Raw genomic sequence first — 24182 nt, 5'->3', positions numbered from 1 at the left:
TTGTGGTTTATTGACCAGTTTCAACCTGATAGTGCCTTATACAACATCCCTGCCGCATTACGTTTGCGAGGAACTCTCTGTGTCGCCGCCTTAGAACAAAGCTTCCGAGAAATTATCCAGCGTCATGAGGCTTTACGAACCAATTTCCTGACGGTGGATGGGCAACCCAGACAAGTCATTCACTCCCAAACGAGTTGGACTTTATCAATAGTAGATGGGACACATTTATCAACAAAAGAACCAGAAAGTGCGCTAACCCAATTACTGCAACAACAAGCTCTAGCACCATTAGACCTGGCAAATGATTGTTTACTCAGAACTACATTAGTGGTGTTGTCGGAAACCGAACATATCTTGTTGATATGTATGCACCACATAGTTTCTGATGGTTGGTCGATCGGTGTATTTGTCGAAGAACTAACGGCACTGTACAATGCTTATGCTCAAGGTCTGCCATCACCGTTAAATCCACTGCCAATTCAATACACTGACTTTGCTATCTGGCAAAGAAATTGGTTGCAAGGTGAAGTATTGCAAACCCAATTAAGTTACTGGGAAAATCAACTAGCTGGCGCACCAGCTTTTCTTACACTGCCGACCGATCGCCCCAGACCAGCAGTGCAAACCTATCAAGGCGCACATCAACAGTTTACCCTGTCAGAGAAACTCACCAAAAAATTGAACCAACTAAGTCAAGAACAAGGAGTTACTTTGTTTATGACTCTGTTGGCAGCGTTTAATACCTTACTCTACCGCTACAGTGGACAAACAGATATTGTGGTGGGTTCACCCATTGCCAACCGCAACCAGAGTGAAATAGAAGGGTTAATTGGCTTTTTTGTCAATACTTTAGTACTCAGAACAGACCTATCAAATAATCCCAGTTTCGCTGCTTTACTCGATCGAGTGCGGGAGGTATCTTTAGGAGCATACACCCATCAGGATTTGCCGTTTGAAATGTTGGTGGAGGCATTGCAACCAGAACGGGATCTGGGTCATACCCCTCTATTTCAGGTGATGTTTGTCCTCCAGAATGCACCTGTGTCCGAGTTAGAACTGACCCGGTTAACCCTAAGTCCTGTAGAGATCGATCGGGCGATCGCCAAATTTGATTTAACTTTATTAATGGAAAGTACCCCAGATGGACTGGTGGGCTTGTGGGAGTACAACACCGACTTATTTGATGACAACACTATTGAGCGGATGACAGGTCATTTTGTCACCCTGCTAGAAGGCATTGTTGCCAATCCCGAAGTGCCAATTTCTCAATTGCCGATGTTAACTTCATCGGAACAACAACAGTTATTAGTAGACTGGAACGATACTCAAACTGACTATCCAGCTACTTTGTGTCTCCATCAATTGTTTGAGGAACAGGTAGAGAAGACACCCGATGCAGTAGCAGTGGTGTTTGATTTTCAACAATTGACTTACCGAGAATTGAACAACAGAGCGAATCAATTAGCACATTATTTACGCTCATTAGGTGTGGGTGCAGATGTGCTAGTGGGAATTTGTGTCGAACGTTCCCTGGAAATGGTTGTGGGAATATTGGGAATTCTCAAAGCAGGTGGCGCTTATGTACCCCTCGATCCAGAATATCCCCAAGACCGCTTAAGCTTTATGCTTACCGATACAGGGGTGAAAGTTCTCTTGACCCAAGAGAAATTAGTCGAGTCTCTTCCCAAACATCAAGAATTAGTCGTCTGCTTAGATAGCGACTGGCAAAGCATTAACCAAGCAAGTCAGGACAATCTCAACAATACAGTTAGTTCGGAAAACCTAGCTTATGTAATTTATACCTCTGGTTCAACAGGAACTCCCAAGGGAGTAGTTGTCACTCATCAAGCTGTGAATCGGCTAGTTAAAAATACCAACTACATACAAATAACAGCTGATGACCGCATTGCTCAAGCATCAAATATTGCTTTCGATGCGGCAACCTTTGAAATTTGGGGAGCATTGCTCAACGGAGCCAAAGTAGTCATAATCACTAAATCAGTCTTGCTGTCGCCACCAGAATTTGCGGTAAGTTTGCGGGAAAACCAAATCAGCATCCTATTCTTAACCACCGCCCTATTCAATCAGTTAGCCAGTTTAGTGCCACAAGCGTTTAGCGGTTTAAGATACCTACTATTTGGCGGTGAAGCGGTAGATCCCTTCTGGGTACGAGAGGTGCTCAGGCATGGTGCGCCCCAACAACTGCTTCATGTCTATGGGCCTACGGAAAATACTACCTTTTCCTCTTGGTACTTGGTAGAGGACTTACCCCAGAGTGCGACAACTATCCCCATCGGTCGGGCAATTGCCAATACCCAAATCTATTTGTTAGACCAAAATCTACAACTAGTACCTGTGGGTGTACCAGGAGAATTACACCTTGGAGGTGCTGGATTAGCCTTATGCTACCTCAACCGCCCAGAATTAACTAATCAAAAGTTCATTCCCAATCCCTTTAACAACTCAAAACTCAAAACTCAAAACTCAAAACTTTACAAAACTGGAGACTTAGCTCGTTACTTACCTGATGGCAACATTGAATACCTGGGACGGATTGACAATCAAGTAAAAATTCGTGGCTTCCGCATCGAATTAGGCGAAATTGAAAGTTTGCTCAACCAACATCCCCAAGTGCAGACATCTGTAGTCATCGCTCGTGAGGATATTCCAGGGACTAAACGCCTAGTCGCTTACATCTTACCCCAAGCCGAAGCCACGCCCACAATTGGTGAATTGCGGCAATATCTGAAAGCTCTTTTACCAGATTACATGGTACCGAGTGCTTTCGTGCTGCTGGAAACTCTTCCACTGACACCAAACGGGAAGATCGATCGCCGCGCCCTACCGATCCCAGAATTGCGATCGGGAATAGATAACACTATAGTTGCCCCCCGCACTCCAACCGAAGAAACACTGGCAACTATTTGGCAACAAGTATTGGGAGTAGAACTTGTCGGCATTCACGACAACTTCTTTGAACTGGGTGGCGATTCGATTTTGAGCATTCAAATCATCACCAGAGCAAGGCAAGCGGGATTAGACTTTAGTGTCAAACAACTATTTACCAATCAGACAATTGCCGAATTAGCGGCTGTCGCAGGTACTAACAAAGTAACTCAAATCTCTCAAGAATTAGTCACAGGGAAAGTAGAACTAACGCCAATTCAACAGTGGTTTTTTGAGCAAAACTTGGTTGAACCGCACCACTTTAATCAATCATTTTTACTGACAACGCCATCCCATTTCCAACCCGAACTCTTAGCACCAATCTGGCAACAATTACTGCTCCATCATGATGCGTTGCGCTTACGCTTTACCCAAACAGAATCCGGTTGGGAACAGATTCACGCCACACCAACTGATAACATTGCTATATCCTGTTTCGACTTATCCAATCTTTCAGAAAGTGAGATTACTGTAACCATTGAAAACACTGCCAACACCTTACAAGCAAGTTTAAATTTGGCAGAAAATCTCGTGCAAGTTGCCTATTTCAAAGGGGGAGAAAACCAAGAAGGAAGATTACTAATAGTAATTCACCATTTAGTAGTCGATGGAGTCTCTTGGCGGATATTGTTAGAAGACTTGCAGACAGCTTACCAGCAATTAAGTCAAGGTAAACCAATTCAACTACCACCAAAAACTACCTCCTTCCAAGATTGGGCAAAACATTTGCAAGAATACGCTGGGTCAGAGATTTTAAAATCCGAATTATCTTATTGGTTGCGCGAATCTTACGCCGAGGTTTCTCGCATTCCTGTAGACTATCCCGGAGGAGAGAACTTAGTTGCTTCGGCTAAAAATATCTCTGTGTCGTTAAATGAAGCGGAAACGATCGCACTCTTACAAGATGTCCCCTCTTCATATAAAACTCAGATTAATGATGTTTTATTGACAGCTTTAGCCTTAGTTTTGAGTAAATGGACTAACTCAAAGTCTGTGTTATTCAACTTAGAAGGTCATGGACGGGAAGATATTATTGAAGGGGTAGATTTATCCCGGACTGTCAGTTGGTTTACCACAATTTTCCCGGTGCTGATCGAACTGGAAACAACAGATAATCTGGGAGAAACTTTAAAATCAGTTAAAGAACAATTACGCCAGATTCCTAATAAAGGAATTGGCTACGGACTCTTGCGCTATTTATCTGGCGATCGCAACATCAAGAGCCAACTTCAAACCAGAGAAACAGCAGAAATTAGCTTTAACTATCTGGGACAATTTAGCCAAGTTATAAATCAAAGTTCGCTGCTGCAATTAGCGAATGAATCGAGTGGAAATAGCCAAAGTTTACAAGGTCAGCGCTCTAATTTACTCGATATTACCGCCATAATTACTAACGAACAGTTGCACATAGATTGGATATACAGCACTCATGTCCATTACTCTAGTACCATTGAACAGATTGCCCAAGAATTTATTGCTTTGCTTAGAGAGCTAATTACTCATTGTTTATCAAGAGAAAATGGTGGTTATACTCCGAGTGATTTCCCGTTAGTCAAACTGAGTCAAATAGAACTCGATCGCGTTTTAGCAACTTCAGCACTTACATCAGGACTAAAGACAACTAATTGGCAAAATATTGAGGATATTTATCCCTTATCGCCAATGCAACAGGGGATGTTATTTGAAACTTTGTATGCTCCCGAAACCGGAGTATATTTTGAGCAAATGACTTTCTCTATTACCGGAAATTTAAATGTGTCAGCATTTGAGCAAGCTTGGGCTAAAGTAGTAGCCCAGCATTCAATTTTCCGTACAGCTTTCCTTTGGGAATCTTTGCCGCAACCTCTACAAGTTGTCTTTCGACAAGTGAATGTTAATGTCGTCACTTATGATTGGCGCAATTTATCTGCGGTGGATCAGCAACAGCAATTAGAGGCATTTCTTGATTCGGAGCGTCAGCAAGGTTTCTCATTTTCACCAGCGCCATTAATGCGTTTATATCTAATCCAAACGCAGCCCAATACTTACCAATTTGTTTGGAGTTTTCATCATATATTGCTAGATGGTTGGTCTTTACCTTTGGTATTGAAAGATCTCTGGGATTTCTATGAAGTTATTTTGACAGGGAAAACTTTAGATCGTCAAACCTCACTCAACTACCGACAGTATATTGCTTGGCTACAACAACAAGATGTAGCTCAATCTGAAGCTTTTTGGCGAGAAAAACTTGCCAGTTTTATTGCGCCAACTCCTTTGATGGTTGATAAACCTTTATCGCATCGGGAAAATGGCTCGGCTAGTTATGGGGAACAACAAATTGAGTTAAGTTTATCAGCAACAGCAAAGGCTAATTCTTTTGTCCGAGAACATCAATTAACGCTTTCTAATTTGGTGCAGGCAACTTGGGCTTTGTTGCTGTCTCGCTATTCTCAAGAGTCTGATGTAATGTTTGGTGCGACTGTTTCTGGTCGTCCGCCTGTTATTAATGGAGTCGAGTCGATGGTAGGGTTATTTATTAATACCTTACCGATGCGCGTTCGATTCAATGAAAATACTAAACTTTTGGGAGTGTTAAAGGATTTACAAGCGCAACTTGTGGAGTCGGAACAATTTGCTTATAGTTCCTTGGTGGAGATTCAGGGATTTAGTAATGTACCTAGAGGTACTTCTCTGTTCGATAGCATTGTGGTGTTTGAGAATTATCCAGTAGATAGCGATCTTTTAGAAGACAATAGTAACTTTTCGTTCTCTAATTTCCGAGCGATCGAACATACAAATTATCCTTTAACACTTTTAGTAGGTCCTAGCGAACAATTGTTCCTGAAAGTGAGCTACGATGCTAATCGGTTTGATGATGGTGCAATCAGCCGGATGTTGGGTCATTTTGTCACTCTGCTAGAAGCAATTGTCGCCAATCCCGAAACGCCAATTTCCCATTTGCCGATGTTAACTCCTGCTGAACAACAGCAGATATTAACCGAATGGAACAATACTCAAACTGATTATCCAACTGATAAATGTCTGCATCAGTTGTTTGAAGAGCAGGTATTAAAGACATCCGATGTGGTAGCAGTAGTATTTGAGAATCAACAACTGACTTATCGTGAGTTGAACTGTCGCGCCAATCAGTTAGCCAATTATTTGCGTTCTTTGGGTGTAAGTGCAGATGTACCCGTAGGGATTTGTGTAGAACGATCGATCGAAATGGTAGTCGGACTACTGGGGATTCTCAAAGCAGGTGGCGCTTATGTTCCCCTCGATCCAGAATATCCAACAGATCGTTTACGCTTTATGCTGAACGACTCATCTGTAACAGTGCTGCTGACACAACAAAAATTACTCGATTCTCTACCCGAACATCAAGCACAAATCCTTTGTCTGGATAGCGACTGGCAAGCAATTTCTCACTCCAGTCAAGATAATCTGCCTCTTAATGTTGCACCAGAAAACTTGGCTTATATCATTTATACCTCTGGTTCCACAGGTCAACCCAAAGGTGCAATGAATACCCACAAGGGGATTTGTAATCGTCTGTTGTGGATGCAAGAAGCTTACCAATTGACAACAGATGATGTAGTGTTGCAAAAAACACCCTTTAGCTTTGATGTTTCAGTGTGGGAATTCTTCTGGACTCTGCTTAATGGTAGCCGTTTAGTGGTAGCCAAACCAGGGGGACATCGCGATCCTGAGTATTTGGTGAATCTGATCTCTCAACAGCAAGTGACTACCTTGCATTTTGTGCCTTCGATGCTGCAAGTATTTTTGGAGAGTCCAAACTTAGCATTATGTGAGAGTTTGCGGCGGGTGATTTGTAGTGGGGAAGCTCTATCTGTTGACTTGCAAACCAAATTCTTCGCTCGTTTGGGGTGTGAATTACACAACCTTTATGGGCCGACAGAGGCGGCGATCGATGTGACATACTGGGAATGCGATCGCCATTCGTCACTGGACACAGTACCGATCGGAAAACCAATTGCCAACACTCAAATATACATTCTCGACCAACTTTTACAACCAGTACCCATCGGAGTTCCAGGAGAATTACACATCGGCGGTGTGGGATTAGCCACAGGCTACCTCAACCGTCCAGAATTAACTAATGAGAAGTTCATAGACAGTCCCTTCGGGGATAGGGGTCAGGTGTTAGGGTGTAGGGAAGAAGAATTTCCCCAACCCCTAACACCTACCCCCCAACCCCCAAAACTTTACAAAACTGGAGATTTAGCTCGTTTCTTGCCTGATGGCAACATTGAATACTTGGGACGGATTGACAATCAAGTAAAAATTCGGGGTTTCCGCATTGAATTAGGCGAAATCGAAGCAGTTTTAAGTCAATATCCTGAAGTCCAAGCCGCTGTCGTGATAGCGCGTGAGGATAATCCCGGAGATAAACGCCTAGTTGCTTACATTACCACTGAAACTGGGGCGACACCAACAATTGATGAACTGCGACAATACCTGAAAGCGAAGTTACCAGAGTACATGATGCCGAGTGCTTTTGTACTTTTGGAAACCTTGCCTTTAACGCCTAACGGCAAAATCGATCGTCGCGCCCTACCCGCACCAGACTTACATACTGAACAGAAAGATAAGTATCAAGCACCCCGCACCCCAATAGAAGAAATCCTGGTTCAAGAGTGGGCACAAATCCTCAAATTAAATCAAGTTGGGATTCACGACAACTTCTTTGAAATAGGGGGACATTCATTACTCGCCACCCAACTAATTTCTCGCATTCGCAGTCACTTGCAAGTAGAACTGCCACTAAGGAATCTGTTTAGCGCACCCACAGTAGCTCAATTAGCACCAATTATTCAACAGTTACAGCAACAAGATTTACAGCTTAGTGCGCCACCACTCTTAGCCAGAGACAATAATAACGACTTACCTCTGTCTTATGCCCAAACAAGGCTATGGTTTATCGACCAGTTTGAACCCAATAGCGCTTTATACAACATATCAGCCGCATTGCGTCTAGAGGGAACTCTCTGTGTAACCGCCTTAGAACAAAGCTTAAAAGAAATTATCCAGCGTCATGAAGCATTACGCACCAACTTTATTACCGTTGATGGGCAAGCGAATCAAATAATTCATGAACAAACTAACAGTCGATTATCTGTTGTTGACTTCAAACATTTGTCAGAAAGCGAATCAAAAATTGCCGCAGTCGAACTAGTACAACAACAAGCGATTCAACCATTTAATTTAGCAAGTGACTCATTACTCAGAGCCACATTAGTCACACTGTCTGACACTGAACATATCTTACTGATATGTATGCACCACATAGTTTCTGATGGTTGGTCGATCGGTGTATTTGTGGAAGAATTAACGCCACTATACAATGCTTATGCTCAAGGTCTGCCATCACCATTAAGTCCACTGCCAATTCAATATACTGACTTTGCGATTTGGCAAAGAAATTGGTTGCAAGGTGAAGTTCTGCAAACCCAATTAAGTTACTGGCTTGCATCACTGGCTGGCGCACCAGCAATATTATCACTTCCCACTGACCGACCCAGAAAAGCGAAACAAACCTTTGTCGGCGCACATCAACAATTTGCCTTGTCTGCTCAACTAAGCGAAAAATTAAACCAACTAAGTCAAGAGGAGGGAGTAACTCTGTTTATGACATTGTTGGCAGCGTTTAATACCTTACTCTACCGCTACAGTGGACAGACAGATATTGTGGTAGGTTCACCCATTGCTAACCGGAACAAGAGTGAAATTGAAGGGTTAATTGGCTTTTTTGTCAATACTTTAGTGCTCAGGACAGACCTATCAAATAATCCGAGTTTCGCTACTTTACTCGATCGAGTGCGAGAGGTGTCTTTAGGAGCATACACCCATCAGGATTTGCCGTTTGAGATGCTGGTGGAAGCATTGCAACCAGAACGGGATCTCAGCTATACACCACTGTTCCAGGTGATGTTTGTCCTCCAGAATGCGCCGTTGTCTTCTGTCGAGTTAGATGGGTTAACCCTATCACCAATAGAGATCGAAAATCCGATCGCCAAATTCGATTTAACTCTCTCAATGGAAAGTACCCCAGATGGACTATTGGGGTGGTGGGAGTACAACACCGACTTATTTGATGGCAGTACGATCGAGCGAATGATAGGTCATTTTGTCACCCTGCTAGAAGGCATTGTCGCCAATCCGCTTTCCGCCATTTCTCAATTGCCGATGTTAACTTCATCCCAACAGCAACAGTTGTTGGCCCAGTGGAACTATACTCAAACGAATTATCCAGTAGAGCAATGTCTGCATCAGTTGTTTGAGGAACAGGTATTAAAGACACCAGATGCAGTAGCAGTGGTGTTTGAGAATCAACGACTGACTTACCGGGAATTGAACGATCAAGCAAATCAATTAGCCCATTATTTACGCTCTTTGGGTGTGGGTGCAGATGTGCTAGTGGGGATTTGTGTAGAACGATCGCCAGAAATGATCGTGGGAATACTTGGTATCCTCAAAGCAGGTGGAGCTTATGTACCCCTAGACCCAACCTATCCTCAAGACCGCTTAAGCTTTATTTTGTCAGATGCTCAAATTTCTGTTCTGCTGAGTCAACAGCATCTCAATGAGAAATTACCCCAACATCAAGCGCGAGTTATTTACTTAGACAGCGAGTGGGAAACCATTGCTCAACATAGCCAGTCAAACCCACAAAACACAGCAGAACCGAGCAACTTAGCATACATCATCTACACTTCTGGTTCTACAGGTCAGCCCAAAGGCGTGTTAGTGAACCACTCAAATGTCATGCGTTTGTTTGCTGCAACTGACGATTGGTATGGGTTTAACGCTCAAGATGTCTGGACATTATTCCACTCTTACGCCTTTGACTTCTCAGTGTGGGAGATTTGGGGAGCATTGCTTTATGGTGGAAAATTGGTAGTTGTGCCGTACTTGGTGACGCGATCGCCCGAATCCTTCTATAAATTATTAGTAGAAGAGAAAGTCACAGTTCTCAATCAAACACCTTCGGCATTTCGCCAGTTAATTCCCGTTGCACTTTCTGCCGAAACAGAGGATGATTTGAGATTACGCCTGGTGATTTTCGGTGGAGAAGCCTTAGAACCGAAGAATTTGCAACCTTGGTTTGAACGGTACGGCGAAGGGCAACCCCAGTTAGTCAATATGTACGGGATTACAGAAACCACCGTCCATGTTACCTATCGCCCGTTAAGTATGGCTGATGTGAATGTGAGTGCCAGTGTAATTGGTCGTCCGATTCGGGACTTACAGGTGTATGTGTTAGACCAACATTTACAACCAGTACCAGTAGGCGTTCCCGGCGAGATGTATGTTGGTGGTGCTGGGGTGACACGCGGCTATCTGAATCGGGATGAACTGACAACTCAACGGTTTATTCGCGATCGTTTTAGCCACAATCCAAATGCGCGACTCTATAAAACAGGGGACTTAGCTCGTTATTTACCAAATGGCGATTTAGAGTACTTAGGGCGCATTGACCAACAAGTGAAAATTCGCGGATTCCGCATCGAATTGGGCGAAATTGAAGCATCACTGGCTTCTCACCCAGCCGTCAGGGAAAGTGTGGTAGTGGTAAGAGAGGACTCGCCAGGGGATAAACGTCTCGTCGCTTACGTGATTCCCAAGGAAGAACAATCTCCAAGCCGTGCCGAACTACGTCGTTTTCTAAAAGCTTTTCTGCCAGAGTACATGGTGCCAAGTGCTTTTGTACAATTAGACGCTCTACCACTGACAGCCAACGGTAAACTAGACCGGAGTGCATTAAAAGCACCTGAGAGCGCCAGACCAGAACTAGAAAATGCCTTTGTTGCACCGAACACACCTGAAGAAAAAATCTTAGCGGCTGTCTGGGCTAAGGTTCTCGGTGTAGAACAAGTAGGTATTAATGACAACTTCTTTGCTTTAGGTGGGGATTCTATCCGCAGTATTCAAGTACTAGCTCTTGCTAAAGCCCAAGGTTTGAATTTCTCTCTGGTACAGTTATTCCAACATCAAACAATTCATGAGCTATTGGAAGAACTGAAAACCCAAGAAAATGAAATCGAAAAATTAGAATTAACTCAACCATTCAGTTTGATTTCTGAAGCAGACAAACAACAGTTACCTGATGGTGTAGAGGATGCTTATCCTCTGGCAAAACTGCAAATGGGAATGCTTTTCCACAGTGAATACAGCAAAGATAGTGGCATCTATCACGACATTTTTAGCTTCTATCTGAAAGCTCCTCTTGATGTTCAATGTTTAAAGAGAGCATTGCAAGATTTAGCCCTTCGCCACGCTGTACTACGGACTTCATTTGAACTCAGTAAGTATAGTATTCCCTTGCAACTAGTTCATCAGCAAGTAGAAGTTCCGATGCTTGTAGAAGATTGGTGTCATTTAAATGATTCTGAGCAAGAAGAAGCCTTAACTGCTTGGTTTGAAGCCGAAAAGAAACAGCATTTTGATTGGACTAATCCTCCCTTATTACGCTTGTTTGTTCATCGTCGGACACCGGAAACATTTAATCTAAGTTTGAGCTTCCACCACGCCATTCTGGATGGTTGGAGTGTTGCTTCTATGATGAGTGAACTGCTCAAGCGTTACTTATCAGATTTAGGCGAACCAATCGAGTTAAACTCAACACCATTAAGTATTGAATTTCGAGACTTCGTAGCATTAGAAGCACAAGCGTTAGCCTCGCGAGAGTGTCAGCGTTACTGGAATGAAAAGTTGAGCGATCGCACTTTCACGCCTTTACCCCGCTGGTCTTCTGTTTCAACTAACACCAATGTTCAAGATGTTGGCGTGACTGATGTAATTCTTTCCCCCGAAATTTGTGCTTCCTTGAGAGGATTGGCACAGTCGGCAGAAGTACCACTGAAAAGCGTGCTCTTAGCTGCTCATTTACGAGTGTTAAATCTGTTAGGTGGTAACGAAGATGTGCTAACAGGATTAGTCAGCAACGGACGACCGGAACAAAATGATGGTGAGCGCGTCTTGGGACTTTTCCTAAATACCTTGCCATTTCGTTTGCAATTAACTGGAGGAACTTGGATAGACTTAGTGCGGCAAGTGTTCGCAGCGGAACGAGAACTGTTACCACATCGTCGCTATCCACTGGCAGAAATTCAGAGGAGTTTGGGTGGTGAACCTTTGTTTGAAACGGCGTTTAACTTCACCCATTTCCATGTCTATGAACAGGTGATCGGACTGGATAATTTAGAGGTGTTAAGTGGAAAGTTTTTTGAAGAAACTAACTTTACTGTTGTGGCTCAATTTAGTGTGAATCCAGGCTCGTCTGAGGTAGAGTTAAGAATTACTTACGATGCTTCAAAGATAGCAACAGAGCAAGCTAACCGGATTGGTGAATACTACTTTAATGCTCTGTTTGCAATGGTAAAAGAGCCGCAAGGACGCTACGAGTTGCATTCTCTTCTCTCAGAAGAAGAACAACAACAGATATTAACTCAATGGAACGATACTCAAACTGATTACCCAGTTGATCGATGTCTGCATCAGTTGTTTGAAGAACAGGTATTAAAGACACCCGATGCAGTAGCAGTCGTGTTTGAAGGGCAACAACTGACTTATCGTGAGTTGAACGATCGCTCAAATCAATTAGCCCATTATTTACGCTCATTAGGCGTAGGTGCAGATGTCTTAGTGGGAATTTGTGTAGAACGTTCTCTCTTAACGATCGTGGGAATACTTGGTATTCTCAAGGCGGGTGGTGCTTATGTCCCCCTTGACCCAGATTATCCTACTGAGCGTTTACGCTTTATGTTGTCAGACTCTCAGGTGTCAGTGTTGCTGACTCAACAGAAATTCGTAGAGACGTTGTATACAACGTCTCTACCTGAACAAACGTCTCTACCGCAACATCAAGCGCAAATCGTTTGTTTGGATCGGGACTGGGAAACCATTGCAGAGTATAGCAACGCCAACCCGGAAAACACTGCAACACCTAATAATCTGGCATACATCATCTACACCTCTGGTTCTACAGGTCAACCCAAAGGCGTGTTAGTAGACCACTCGAATGTCGTGCGTTTGTTTGCTGCTACAAACGATTGGTATGGGTTTAATGCTCAAGATGTCTGGACATTGTTCCACTCTTACGCCTTTGACTTTTCTGTGTGGGAAATTTGGGGAGCATTGCTTTATGGTGGAAAACTAGTAGTTGTGCCGTACTTAGTAACGCGAGAACCCGAATCCTTCTACCAATTATTAGTAGAAGAGAAAGTCACAGTTCTCAATCAAACACCTTCGGCATTCCGGCAGTTAATTCAAGTCGAAGAGTCCTTAGCTACTGTAGGAGATTTGAACTTACGCCTGGTAATTTTCGGTGGAGAAGCCTTAGAACCGAAGAGTTTGCAACCTTGGTTTGAGCGTCATGGCGATCGACAACCCCAATTAGTAAATATGTATGGGATTACGGAAACTACCGTTCATGTCACCTATCGCCCGTTAACTATAGCTGATGTGAATGTGAGTGCCAGCGCGATCGGTCGTCCAATTCGGGACCTACAGGTATATGTGCTAGACCAACATTTACAACCAGTACCAATCGGCGTTCCCGGCGAGATGTATGTTGGTGGTGCGGGAGTAACACGCGGCTACCTCAACCGTGACGAACTGACAGCACAACGGTTTATTTCTAGCCCATTCGACAACTCAAAACTCTATAAAACCGGAGACTTGGCTCGTTATTTACCATCTGGCGAGTTGGAGTATTTGGGACGGATTGATAATCAAGTCAAAATTCGGGGTTTCCGTATTGAATTGGGCGAAATAGAAACTCTACTGGTGAAACATCCGACAGTCTGGGAAAGTGTGGTGGTGGTGCGAGAGGAAACACCGGGCGATAAACGTTTGGTGGCTTACGTGGTGCCCAAAGGTGAAGCATCGGTTCAAACGGAGGAACTACGTCAATTCGTCGCCAACCAATTACCAGCCTACATGGTGCCGAATACTTTTGTAGTCCTGGAATCCTTACCTCTGACATCTAATGGCAAAGTAGACCGCCGCGCTTTACCCACGCCAAATTTAAAGAGCGAACCATCTGACAAATATGAAGCACCTCGCACGCCTGTTGAAGAAACGCTGGCTCAAATTTGGATAGAACTCCTGAAAGTAGAGCGAGTGGGCATTCACGATAACTTCTTTGAATTAGGGGGACATTCTCTACTGGCAACTCAATTGGTTTTATGTATTCGCGATCGCTTTAAGGTTGAATTACCTTTGCGCGACTTGTTTAATGCTGCGACATTAGCTGAATTAGCGCAAAAAATAGCCAATTTACCCCAACAAAACTCAGACCAAACGACCCCACGAATCTTACCAAGGAAAAGAAGATGATTACTGAAGAATTACCCCTATCTTATGCTCAACAACGTTTATGGTTTTTAGACCAATTTGAGCCAAACAGTGCTTTATACAATGTCCCAGCCGCATTACGTCTGGAGGGCACTCTCGATCGCGTGGCTCTGGAAAAAAGCTTGAGTGAAATTATTGAGCGTCACGAGGTTTTACGCACCAATTTTGCTGTTGTTGATGGACAACCAACCCAAATCATCCATACAGAAACGACCTGGAATCTCTCAGTTGTGGATTTACAGCATTTATCCACACAAGAAAGTGAGATAATTTCACAACAATTACTGCAAAAACAAGGGTTGCAACCCTTTGACCTAACAAGTGAGTCATTAATCAGAGCGACGTTAATAGTGCTGTCTCCAGACGAACATATTTTGTTGGTTTGTATGCACCACATTGTTTCTGATGGCTGGTCAACGGGTGTGTTTGTTCAGGAACTATCGGCACTATACAATGCTTACACTCAAGGTCAGCCATCACCTTTAAGTCCACTACCAATTCAGTACGCGGACTTTGCTATCTGGCAGCGAGAGTGGTTGCAAGGGGAAGTTCTGCAACGCCAATTGAATTATTGGCAAGAAAAACTCAAAGACGCACCTGCTCTATTAGAACTACCTACAGACCGTCCCAGACCACCAGTACAAACTTTCATCGGCTCAAATCAACGGTTTGCACTTTCTCCTGAATTGTCACAAAAATTGACCCAACTTAGTCAGGAGACAGGAGCGACTTTGTTCATGACGCTGTTGGCAGCATTTAATACGTTGCTGTACCGCTATACGGGACAGTCGGATATTTTGGTAGGGACACCCATTGCTAATCGTAATCATAGTGAAATTCAAGGGCTGATTGGTTTTTTTGTCAATACATTAGTGATGCGGACTGATTTATCAGGTAATCCCAGCTTTAACGAATTACTGAGTCGGGTTCGAGAAACGGCAATGGAGGCATATACTTATCAGGATTTGCCGTTTGAGATGTTGGTGGAAGCATTGCAACCAGAACGTAATCTCAGCCATACCCCTCTATTTCAGGTGATGTTTGCATTCCAGAATGCACCTGTGTCCGAGTTAGAACTGGGTGGGTTAACGCTGAGTTCGATAGAGATCGAAAATCCGATCGCTAAATTTGATTTAAATTTGGCAATAGCTAGCACACCTGAAGGATTGGCGGGAGTATGGGAGTACAACACTGATTTGTTTGATGACTCTACGATTCTTCGGATGACAAATCACCTCCTCACCTTACTCGAAAGTATTGTTGCCAATGCCCAAGCACCAATTTCTCAACTACCAATTTTAACGGCAGCAGAACAACATCAACTATTAATTGAATGGAACAATACTCAAACACCTTTAGGGGAACTGGGTAGGGGGATAGGGGATAGGGAAGAAAACCATTCCCTAACACCCAACCCCTATCACCTAACACCTTCTTTGTGTCTACATCAGTTGTTTGAACAACAGGTAGAGAAAACACCTGATGCTATAGCCGTAGTGTTTGAAAATCAACACTTAACTTACTCCCAATTGAATGAAAAAGCGAATCAGTTAGCACATTATTTGCGCTCTTTAGGTGTAGGTGCCCAAGTGCTAGTAGGAATTTGCGTGCAACGTTCCTTAGAAATGGTAGTGGGAATACTAGGAATTCTCAAAGCGGGTGGCGCATACTTACCCCTTGACCCAGATTATCCAATAGAGCGTTTAAGTTTTATACTTGAAGATTCTGGGACTTCAGTGCTGCTGATCCAAAGTTTCCTATCCGACAAATTAAGCAGCATTAATCTAGAACCATCTCCACAAATTATTTGCTTAGACCAGGCAACTTTTAATTCAGAATTAAAAGATAATCCGGTTTCGCTGAGTGTTCCGGCTGATTTAGCTTACGTAATTTACACTTCTGGTTCCACTGGCACGCCCAAAGGTGTGATGATTGAGCATCGTGCTATTGTCAATCTTTCTTTGAGTTGGGCAAAAACTTTTCAAGTGCAAAGTATGAGCCGTTTGCTTCAGTTTGGCTCGTTTAGTTTTGATTTATCTGTAGGAGAAATAGCCACAAGTTTAGTCAGTGGTGCTAGTTTATATCTCACTGATAAAGAAACTTTGTTACCCAGTCAAAACCTAGTTGATTTCTTAGCCCAAAACCAAATCACCCACAGCTTTTTATCTCCTTCGGCTTTGTCTGTTTTACCGCAAGCAACCTTACCCCATTTGCAATATTTAACTGTTGGTGGTGAGGCTTGTCCCCCTGGGTTAGCAAGCTTTTGGGGTGTAGGAAGGCAGTTCTACAATTGCTATGGGCCAACAGAATCTACGGTAACAGCTGCTGTCGCACTAATTCAACCGGATGGCAAAAAACCGCCCATTGGTAAGCCTTTGTCCAATCTCCGCATCTATATTTTAGATGCCTACAATCAACCATTACCTGTAGGAATCCCAGGAGAATTGTGCATTGCTGGGGTAGGTTTAGCTAGGGGTTATTTGAATCGTCCCGATTTAACGAGCGAAAAGTTTATCGAAGTGGAATTAGGCGGCAAACGGGAGCGAATTTACAAAACAGGAGATTTAGCCCGCTATTTACCTGATGGCAATCTTGAATACTTGGGACGCATTGACAATCAAGTAAAAATTCGCGGTTTCCGAATTGAATTAGGAGAAGTTGAAACAGCTTTATCCCAACTACCTGAAGTCCAAACGGCGGTTGTTGTTGCACGGGAAGATGAACCGAACAAAAAACGCTTGGTAGCATACATTGTTCCACAAGAGAAAAACTTCGGCTCGTCAAACAAACTAGAAGATTCATTAACAGATAAAGCAGAACTATTGCCATCTGTAGCTGAATTCTATGTTTACGATGATTTACTGTATTACGCGATGACAAATGACCATCGACGCAATAATAGTTATCAGGTTGCTATCAATAAATTGGTCAAAGATAAAATAGTTGTGGAAATCGGCACAGGTAAAGATGCGATCTTAGCGAGATTTTGTGTTGCCGGGGGTGCCAAGAAAATTTATGCAATTGAACTAAATGAAGAAACCTGCCACAAAGCCAGAGCTTGTGTTGAAAAGTTAGGTTTAGCAGATAAAATTATAGTGATTCATGGAGATGCAACTGTAGTTAATCTCCCAGAACTTGCTGATGTCTGCGTCTCAGAAATTGTGGGATCGATCGGTGGCTCTGAAGGAGCAACAGTAATTATTAATAACTCCAGAAGATTACTCAAGCCTGATGGGTTGATGATTCCTGAAAGAAGCGTTACTAAAATGGCAGCTGTCACGCTTCCAGATGAAATATTACACAATCCTCAGTTTGCTGAGATTGGGGCACATTACGCTAAAGAAATCTTTAAGCAAGTCGGATATCCCTTTGACTTAAGGGTATGTATTAAGAAATTCCCCAAATCCAATGTTCTATCCACAGTGGATGTTTTGGAAGACTTGAATTTCAATGAATATGTTAGCCCGGATTTCACCCATGAAATTAAATTGGAAATGCAAAAAAATGGGCGAATGGATGGCTTTTTAGTCTGGTTGAATTTGCATACAATTGCTGGAGAAGAAATAGATATCCTAGAACATGAACATTGCTGGCTTCCGATTTATTTCCCAGTATTTGAGCCAGGAATTGAAGTAGAGCAAGGTGATATCATTCAAGCAGTTTGTTATCGGACACTTTGCGATAATAATCTCAACCCTGATTATGCAATTAAAGGTAGTTTGCTGAAAAAGAATGGGCAAAAGATTGATTTTGAATATTTTTCCTATCATTATAAAAATAATTTTCGGCAAACACCTTTCTATCAACGATTATTTGCTAATTATGACCAGGGCGAAACTAATCAATCAGATAATTTAGTGCCATCTTTGAGGGCTAATCTTAAGAAAATCCTGCCCGACTACATGATTCCTTCTAATTTTGTGGTACTAGAAAACTTGCCTTTAACACCAAATGGCAAGGTAGACTATCGCGCTTTACCGATGCCGGAATCTCGTTCAGGAATAGAAGCAAATTTAGTTGCTCCCGGTACTCCAGTTGAAGAAATTCTGGCAACTATTTGGCAAGAAGTTTTGAAGGTAGATCCGATCGGCATTCATGATAACTTCTTTGAACTAGGTGGCGATTCTATCCTCAGCATTCAAATCGTCACTAAAGCAAGGCAAGCTGGACTGCAACTCACGGTTAACCAATTATTTGCCCATCAAACTATTGCCGAATTAGCTGCTGTTGCCGGGACTACCAAAGTAATTCAAATTGCCCAAGAATTAGTTACTGGTAAAGTACACCTAACGCCAATTCAACAGCGATTTTTTGAGCTAAAATGGTTAGAACCACACCACTTTAATCAATCATTTCTCTTCACGACACCATCCGAGTTTCAACCGGAATTATTGTCACCAATCTGGGAGAAATTACTCCAACATCACGATGCTTTGCGTTTACGCTTTACTCAATCAGAATCCGGTTGGGAACAGATTCACGCTACTCCAACTAAAAACATTGCCATATCCTGTTTCGACTTATCAAGTCTCCCAGAAAGTGAGATTCCCGCGACAATTGAAAACACCGCCAATAGTTTACAAGCAAGTTTGAACCTGGCATCCAATCTCGTCCAAGTCGCCCATTTCAAATTAGGAGAAGACAAAGAAGGAAGATTACTAATAGTAATTCACCATTTAGTAGTAGATGGAGTATCTTGGCGGATCTTGATAGAAGATTTACTAACAGCTTACCAACAACTAAGTCAGAGTCAAGCAATTCAGTTACCGCCAAAAACCACCTCTTTCCAAGATTGGGCACAACAATTAACCACTTATGCTCAATCAGAAATTCTCAAATTGGAATTAGCTTATTGGCTACCCAAATCTGACACAAATGTTTCACCCTTGCCTGTAGATTATCCTGCTGGAGAGAACACAGTTGCCTCCGCTAGCAATATCTGTGTCAGTTTAAATGAAGCCGAAACTCAAGCTTTGTTACAAGAGGTTCCCAAAGCTTATAAAACACAGATTAATGATGTCTTATTGACAGCTTTAGTCCTAGTTTTAAGTCGCTGGACTAATTCAAATTCAGTGCGGTTCAACTTAGAAGGGCATGGAAGGGAAGATATAATTGAGGGAGTAGATTTATCCCGAACTGTTGGTTGGTTTACCACCCTTTTCCCGGTGCAGGTGGAACTGGAAGAAACTGATAATCTAGGGACAATTTTAAAATCAGTCAAAGAACAATTACGCAAGATTCCTCATAAAGGAATTGGCTACGGCTTATTGCGTTATCTTTGTGACGATCCAGAAGTTAAGAGCCAAGTGCAGAAAATAAAAGAAGCAGAAATTAACTTCAATTATTTAGGTCAATTTGGTCAAGCGCTCAATCAATCTTCTGTGTTCCAATTAGCAACCGAGTCAACTGGAAACAGCCTGAGTTTACAAGGTCAGCGATCGGGTTTACTTGATGTTAACGCTGCGATCGCAGCAAGTAGGCTGCATATAGATTGGATATACAGCAGCAATGTACATGACTCTAGTACGATCGAGAAAATAGCCACAGATTTTGTCACCACCTTACGAGAGTTGATCGCTCATTGTTTATCACCAGAAAATGGAGGTTACACTCCCAGTGATTTCCCCTTAATCAAACTCACACAACCAGAATTAGATCGGGTATTAGCCAGTCTCCCATTAACTAATTGGCAAAATATTGAGGATATTTATCCCTTATCACCAATGCAACAGGGGATGCTGTTTGAAAGTTTGTATGCTCCTGATTCTGGTGTATATGTGGAACAGATGACTTCCACTTTAACCGGAAACTTAAATGTATCGGCATTTGAGCAAGCTTGGCAACAACTAGTAGCGCATCATTCAATTTTCCGCACAGCGTTTGTTTGGGAATCTTTAGAACAACCAGTGCAAGTGTTGTATCGACAAATAGAAGTGAAAGTCGAAAGATTGGATTGGCGGGAATTATCTGCGGTGGAGCAGGAACAGCAATTACAATTGTTTCTTGATTCAAAACGGCAACAGGGTTTCGATTTTGGCATAGCACCATTGTTGCGTCTCTATCTGATTCAATGCTCAGAAATTACTTATGAATTTGTCTGGAGTTTTCATCATATATTAATGGATGGCTGGTCTTTACCATTAGTATTTCAAGACCTGTTGAATTGTTATCAAGCAATTGTCCTGGGTCAAAGTTTAGATTATCAACCCGCACTCAATTACCGTCACTACATTGCTTGGCTACAACAACAAGAGCAAAAGCTAGCAGAAGAATTTTGGCGCAACAAACTGCAAGGTTTTGCAGCCCCAACACCTTTGATGGTGGATAAACCGATAATAAACCGGGAAAAAGGTTCACGCAGTTACAGGGAACAACAAATTGGGTTAAGTGTTTCGGCAACAGAAAAGGCGGTATCTTTTGTCCGAGAAAATCAATTGACACTTTCTAATTTGGTGCAGACAACTTGGGCTTTGTTGCTATCTCGCTATTCTCAAGAAACTGATGTGGTGTTTGGTGCGACTGTTTCTGGTCGTCCAGCGGCGCTAGCTGGGGTAGAGTCGATGGTAGGATTGTTTATCAACACATTACCAATGCGGGTGCAATTGGGCGATCGGACGGAATTGCTGGGTTTGTTAAAGGATTTGCAAGCTCAACTGGTGGAGTCGGAGCAGTTTTCCTATAGTTCATTGGTGGAAATTCAGGGATGGAGTGATGTTAAGAGAGGGACGGCTTTGTTTGAGAGTATTCTGGTGTTCGAGAATTATCCAGTAAATGATGAACTCCTAGAAGAAAATCAGGGTTTGTCGTTCTCTAATTTACGAACGATCGAACAAACCAACTATCCTTTAACAATTTTAGTAGGACCCGGAAAACAGTTATTGCTGAAGGTGTACTACGATGGCGATCGGTTTGATGATGATGCAATCAGCCGGATGTTGGGTCATTTTGTCACCCTGCTAGAAGCAATTGTCGCCAATCCCCAAACACCAATTGCTCAACTACCAATGTTAACAGCAGCCGAACAACATCAACTGTTAATTGAATGGAACAATACTCAAACACCTTTAGGGGAACTGGGTAGGGGGATAGGGGATAGGGAAGAAAACCATTCCCTAACACCCAACCCCTATCACCTAACACCTTCTTTGTGTCTGCATCAGTTGTTTGAACAACAGGTGGAGAAAACACCCGATGCAGTAGCAGTAGTATTTGAGAATCAACAACTAACTTATCGGGAATTAAATGCAAAAGCCAATCAGTTAGCACATTATTTACGTTCTTTGGGTGTAGGTGCAGATATACCCGTAGGCATTTGTGTGGAACGTTCAAGAGAAATGCTTGTGGGAGTGTTGGGAATTCTCAAAGCAGGTGGCGCTTATGTTCCGATCGATCCAGAATATCCCACAGAGCGGTTAAGCTTGATGTTGTCAGATTCACAAGTTTCTGTGTTGCTGACACAACAAAAATTTGTAGAGACGTTGTATACAACGTCTCTACCTACAGATCAAGCACACTTGGTTTGCTTGGATACAGACTGGTCAGAAATTTCGCAGCACAGTCCAAGCAATCTGATTTGTGATGTCCAACCGGAGAACTTAGCTTATGTAATTTATACCTCTGGTTCCACAGGAAAACCCAAAGGCATCGCCATGAATCACCTACCCTTGGTGAATCTGATGCTTTGGCAAGTGCAAAATTCGACAATTGCTCAAGGAGGAAAAACCCTACAATTTGCACCGATTAGCTTTGATGTCTCTTGCCAAGAAATGTTCTCTACTTGGTGTAGTGGTGGCACATTGCTCTTGATTAGTGAGCAACTGCGTCGAGAGCCAGAAGCTTTATTAGATTTACTCTCGCAACAAGCAGTAGAAAGACTGTTTCTCCCCTTTGTCGGCTTACAACAGTTAGCTGAGGTAGCTATGGAAAGCCAATCAACTGTGTCTCTGAGGGAAATCATCACAGCTGGGGAACAGTTACAGATGACTCCGGCAATTACTCAGTGGTTGAATCAACTAAGTAACTGCACTTTGCACAATCATTATGGGCCTTCAGAGAGTCATGTTGTTACCAGTTTTACCGTAAATCAGACAGGAGAAAGTTGGTCGTTACTGCCACCGATCGGAAAACCGATCGCCAACAGCCAAATCTATATTCTCGATCGATCTCTCCAGCCAGTACCAATAGGAGTGCCAGGAGAATTACACATTGGCGGTGTTTCCTTAGCACGAGGCTACCTCAACCGCCCAGAATTAACCAGTGAAAAATTCATAGACAATCCCTTCGGGGATAGGGGTCAGGTGTTAGGGTGTAGGGAAGAAGAATTTCCCCAACCCCTAACACCTACCCCCCAACCCCCAAAACTATATAAAACTGGGGATTTGGCACGCTATTTACCGGATGGCAACATCGAATACCTGGGACGGATTGACAATCAAGTAAAAATACGTGGCTTCCGCATCGAATTGGGCGAAATCGAAGCCATTGTTAGTCAACATCCCCAAGTCCAAGCGGCTGCGGTCATTGTTCGCGAAGACACACCTGGAGATAAACGCTTAGTTGCATACATTACAGCACAACCGTCAGCGACACCGACAAGCAACGAACTGCGGCAATACCTAAAAGCGAAGTTGCCAGAATATATGGTGCCGAGTGCTTATGTGTTATTGGAGACTTTGCCTTTAACTCCGAGTGGCAAACTCGATCGTCGCGCTTTACCCGAACCTTCCGATCGCAGTAGTTCGGATACAATTGTTTTACCCCGGAACCCTGTAGAACTGAAACTCACACAAATTTGGTCAAAAATTCTCAAACTTGACCTTGTGGGGGTAAAAGATAACTTTTTTGACCTTGGTGGTCATTCCCTATTAATTCCTTATTTAATGGCGCAAATTAAGCAGGCGTTTAATCAGGATATCCCTTTAGCTACTCTGTTGCAAAATCCGACGATCGAACAGTTAGCAACTGTGGTACAAAAAGATAAAGATGTGGATACTAAGAGTGATTCTCCTTTGCTTGCAATTGGGCCTGTGGGTGAGCATCCACCTTTGTTCTGTGTTCCCGGTTCGGGTGGCTATTCCTTATACTTGTATAACTTGGCTCGTTGTCTACCTCCAGACCAACCTTTCTACACTTTCCAAGCAAATTATTACCAGCAGGAAATAGTGCCTGTTACCCATATTGAGGAGAAAGCTGCTCGCTACATTCAAGCTATCCAGACAGTGCAACCCCAAGGCCCATATTTTTTAGCTGGGCATTCTTTTGGTGGTAAAGTAGCTTATGAAATGGCACAGCAGTTGCTCGATCAAGGAGAAGAAGTTGCTCTGTTGGCTATTCTTGATACGACACCACCAGGCTTTGGAAAAACTTCAGATGATTGGGATGATACTCAATGGTTAATTGATTTGGTTGGTGCAATGAAAGCTACTTTTGCATCTGATTTGGAATTGGATGTTGAGAAGCTTATATCTTTGGCTCCAGATGCACAAATTCAATATGTTCTGGAGTACGTGAAAAAGTTTGATATCCTACCTCCTGATGCTGATTCCACTTATTTGTTGCATCTGTTGCAATCTTTCATGGCTGACCATAAAGCTAAGTATTCCCCACAACAACAGGTTTATCCTGTCCACATTACTCTGTTTCGCTCTAGTGAAATTAAAGTCGAAGAAAATGAGTTTTTCCGTGAGGTTTTTCAGGATTCCACCTTTGGTTGGAGTGCTATTTCTGGAGCCCCTGTGGATGTTCAATTTGTCCCTGGCAATCATACGACGATGTTGCATTTCCCTCATGTTCAGGTGTTAGCCCAAAAGTTAAATACTTGCATCCAGCAAGCAAAATTAACAACTAACAACGGGCAATCCGCTATCTCTGACTTTTGA

At 42.9% G+C, this 24182-nt stretch carries 2 protein-coding genes (1 of these 2 only partly in view); both read left to right on the top strand.

The annotated features are described in order from the left end of the window. Nucleotides 1-14286: the 3' portion of a non-ribosomal peptide synthase/polyketide synthase gene (locus tag ACE1CI_RS31610; protein WP_413262071.1), read on the top strand. The gene continues 9768 nt to the left of window position 1, outside the view; only the last 14286 of its 24054 coding nucleotides appear in the window; the start codon falls outside the window, past its left edge; its stop codon occupies nucleotides 14284-14286. Next, nucleotides 14283-24182 carry a non-ribosomal peptide synthetase gene (locus tag ACE1CI_RS31605; RefSeq protein WP_413262072.1) on the top strand — a complete coding sequence of 3300 codons (9900 nt, stop codon included), beginning with the start codon at nucleotides 14283-14285 and terminating at the stop codon, nucleotides 24180-24182. The genes ACE1CI_RS31610 and ACE1CI_RS31605 overlap by 4 nt, the downstream gene beginning before the upstream one ends.

The organism is Floridaenema flaviceps BLCC-F50 (assembly GCF_041929275.2).
GTDB classification, from domain to species: Bacteria; Cyanobacteriota; Cyanobacteriia; order Cyanobacteriales; family Aerosakkonemataceae; genus Floridanema; species Floridanema flaviceps.
This window is presented reverse-complemented; position numbering and strand designations above follow the sequence as displayed.

Coding starts and splice junctions, on each gene's coding strand:
- ACE1CI_RS31605 (WP_413262072.1), top strand. CDS start 14,283: ATGATTACTGAAGAATTACCCCTATCTTATGCTCAACAACGTTTATGG.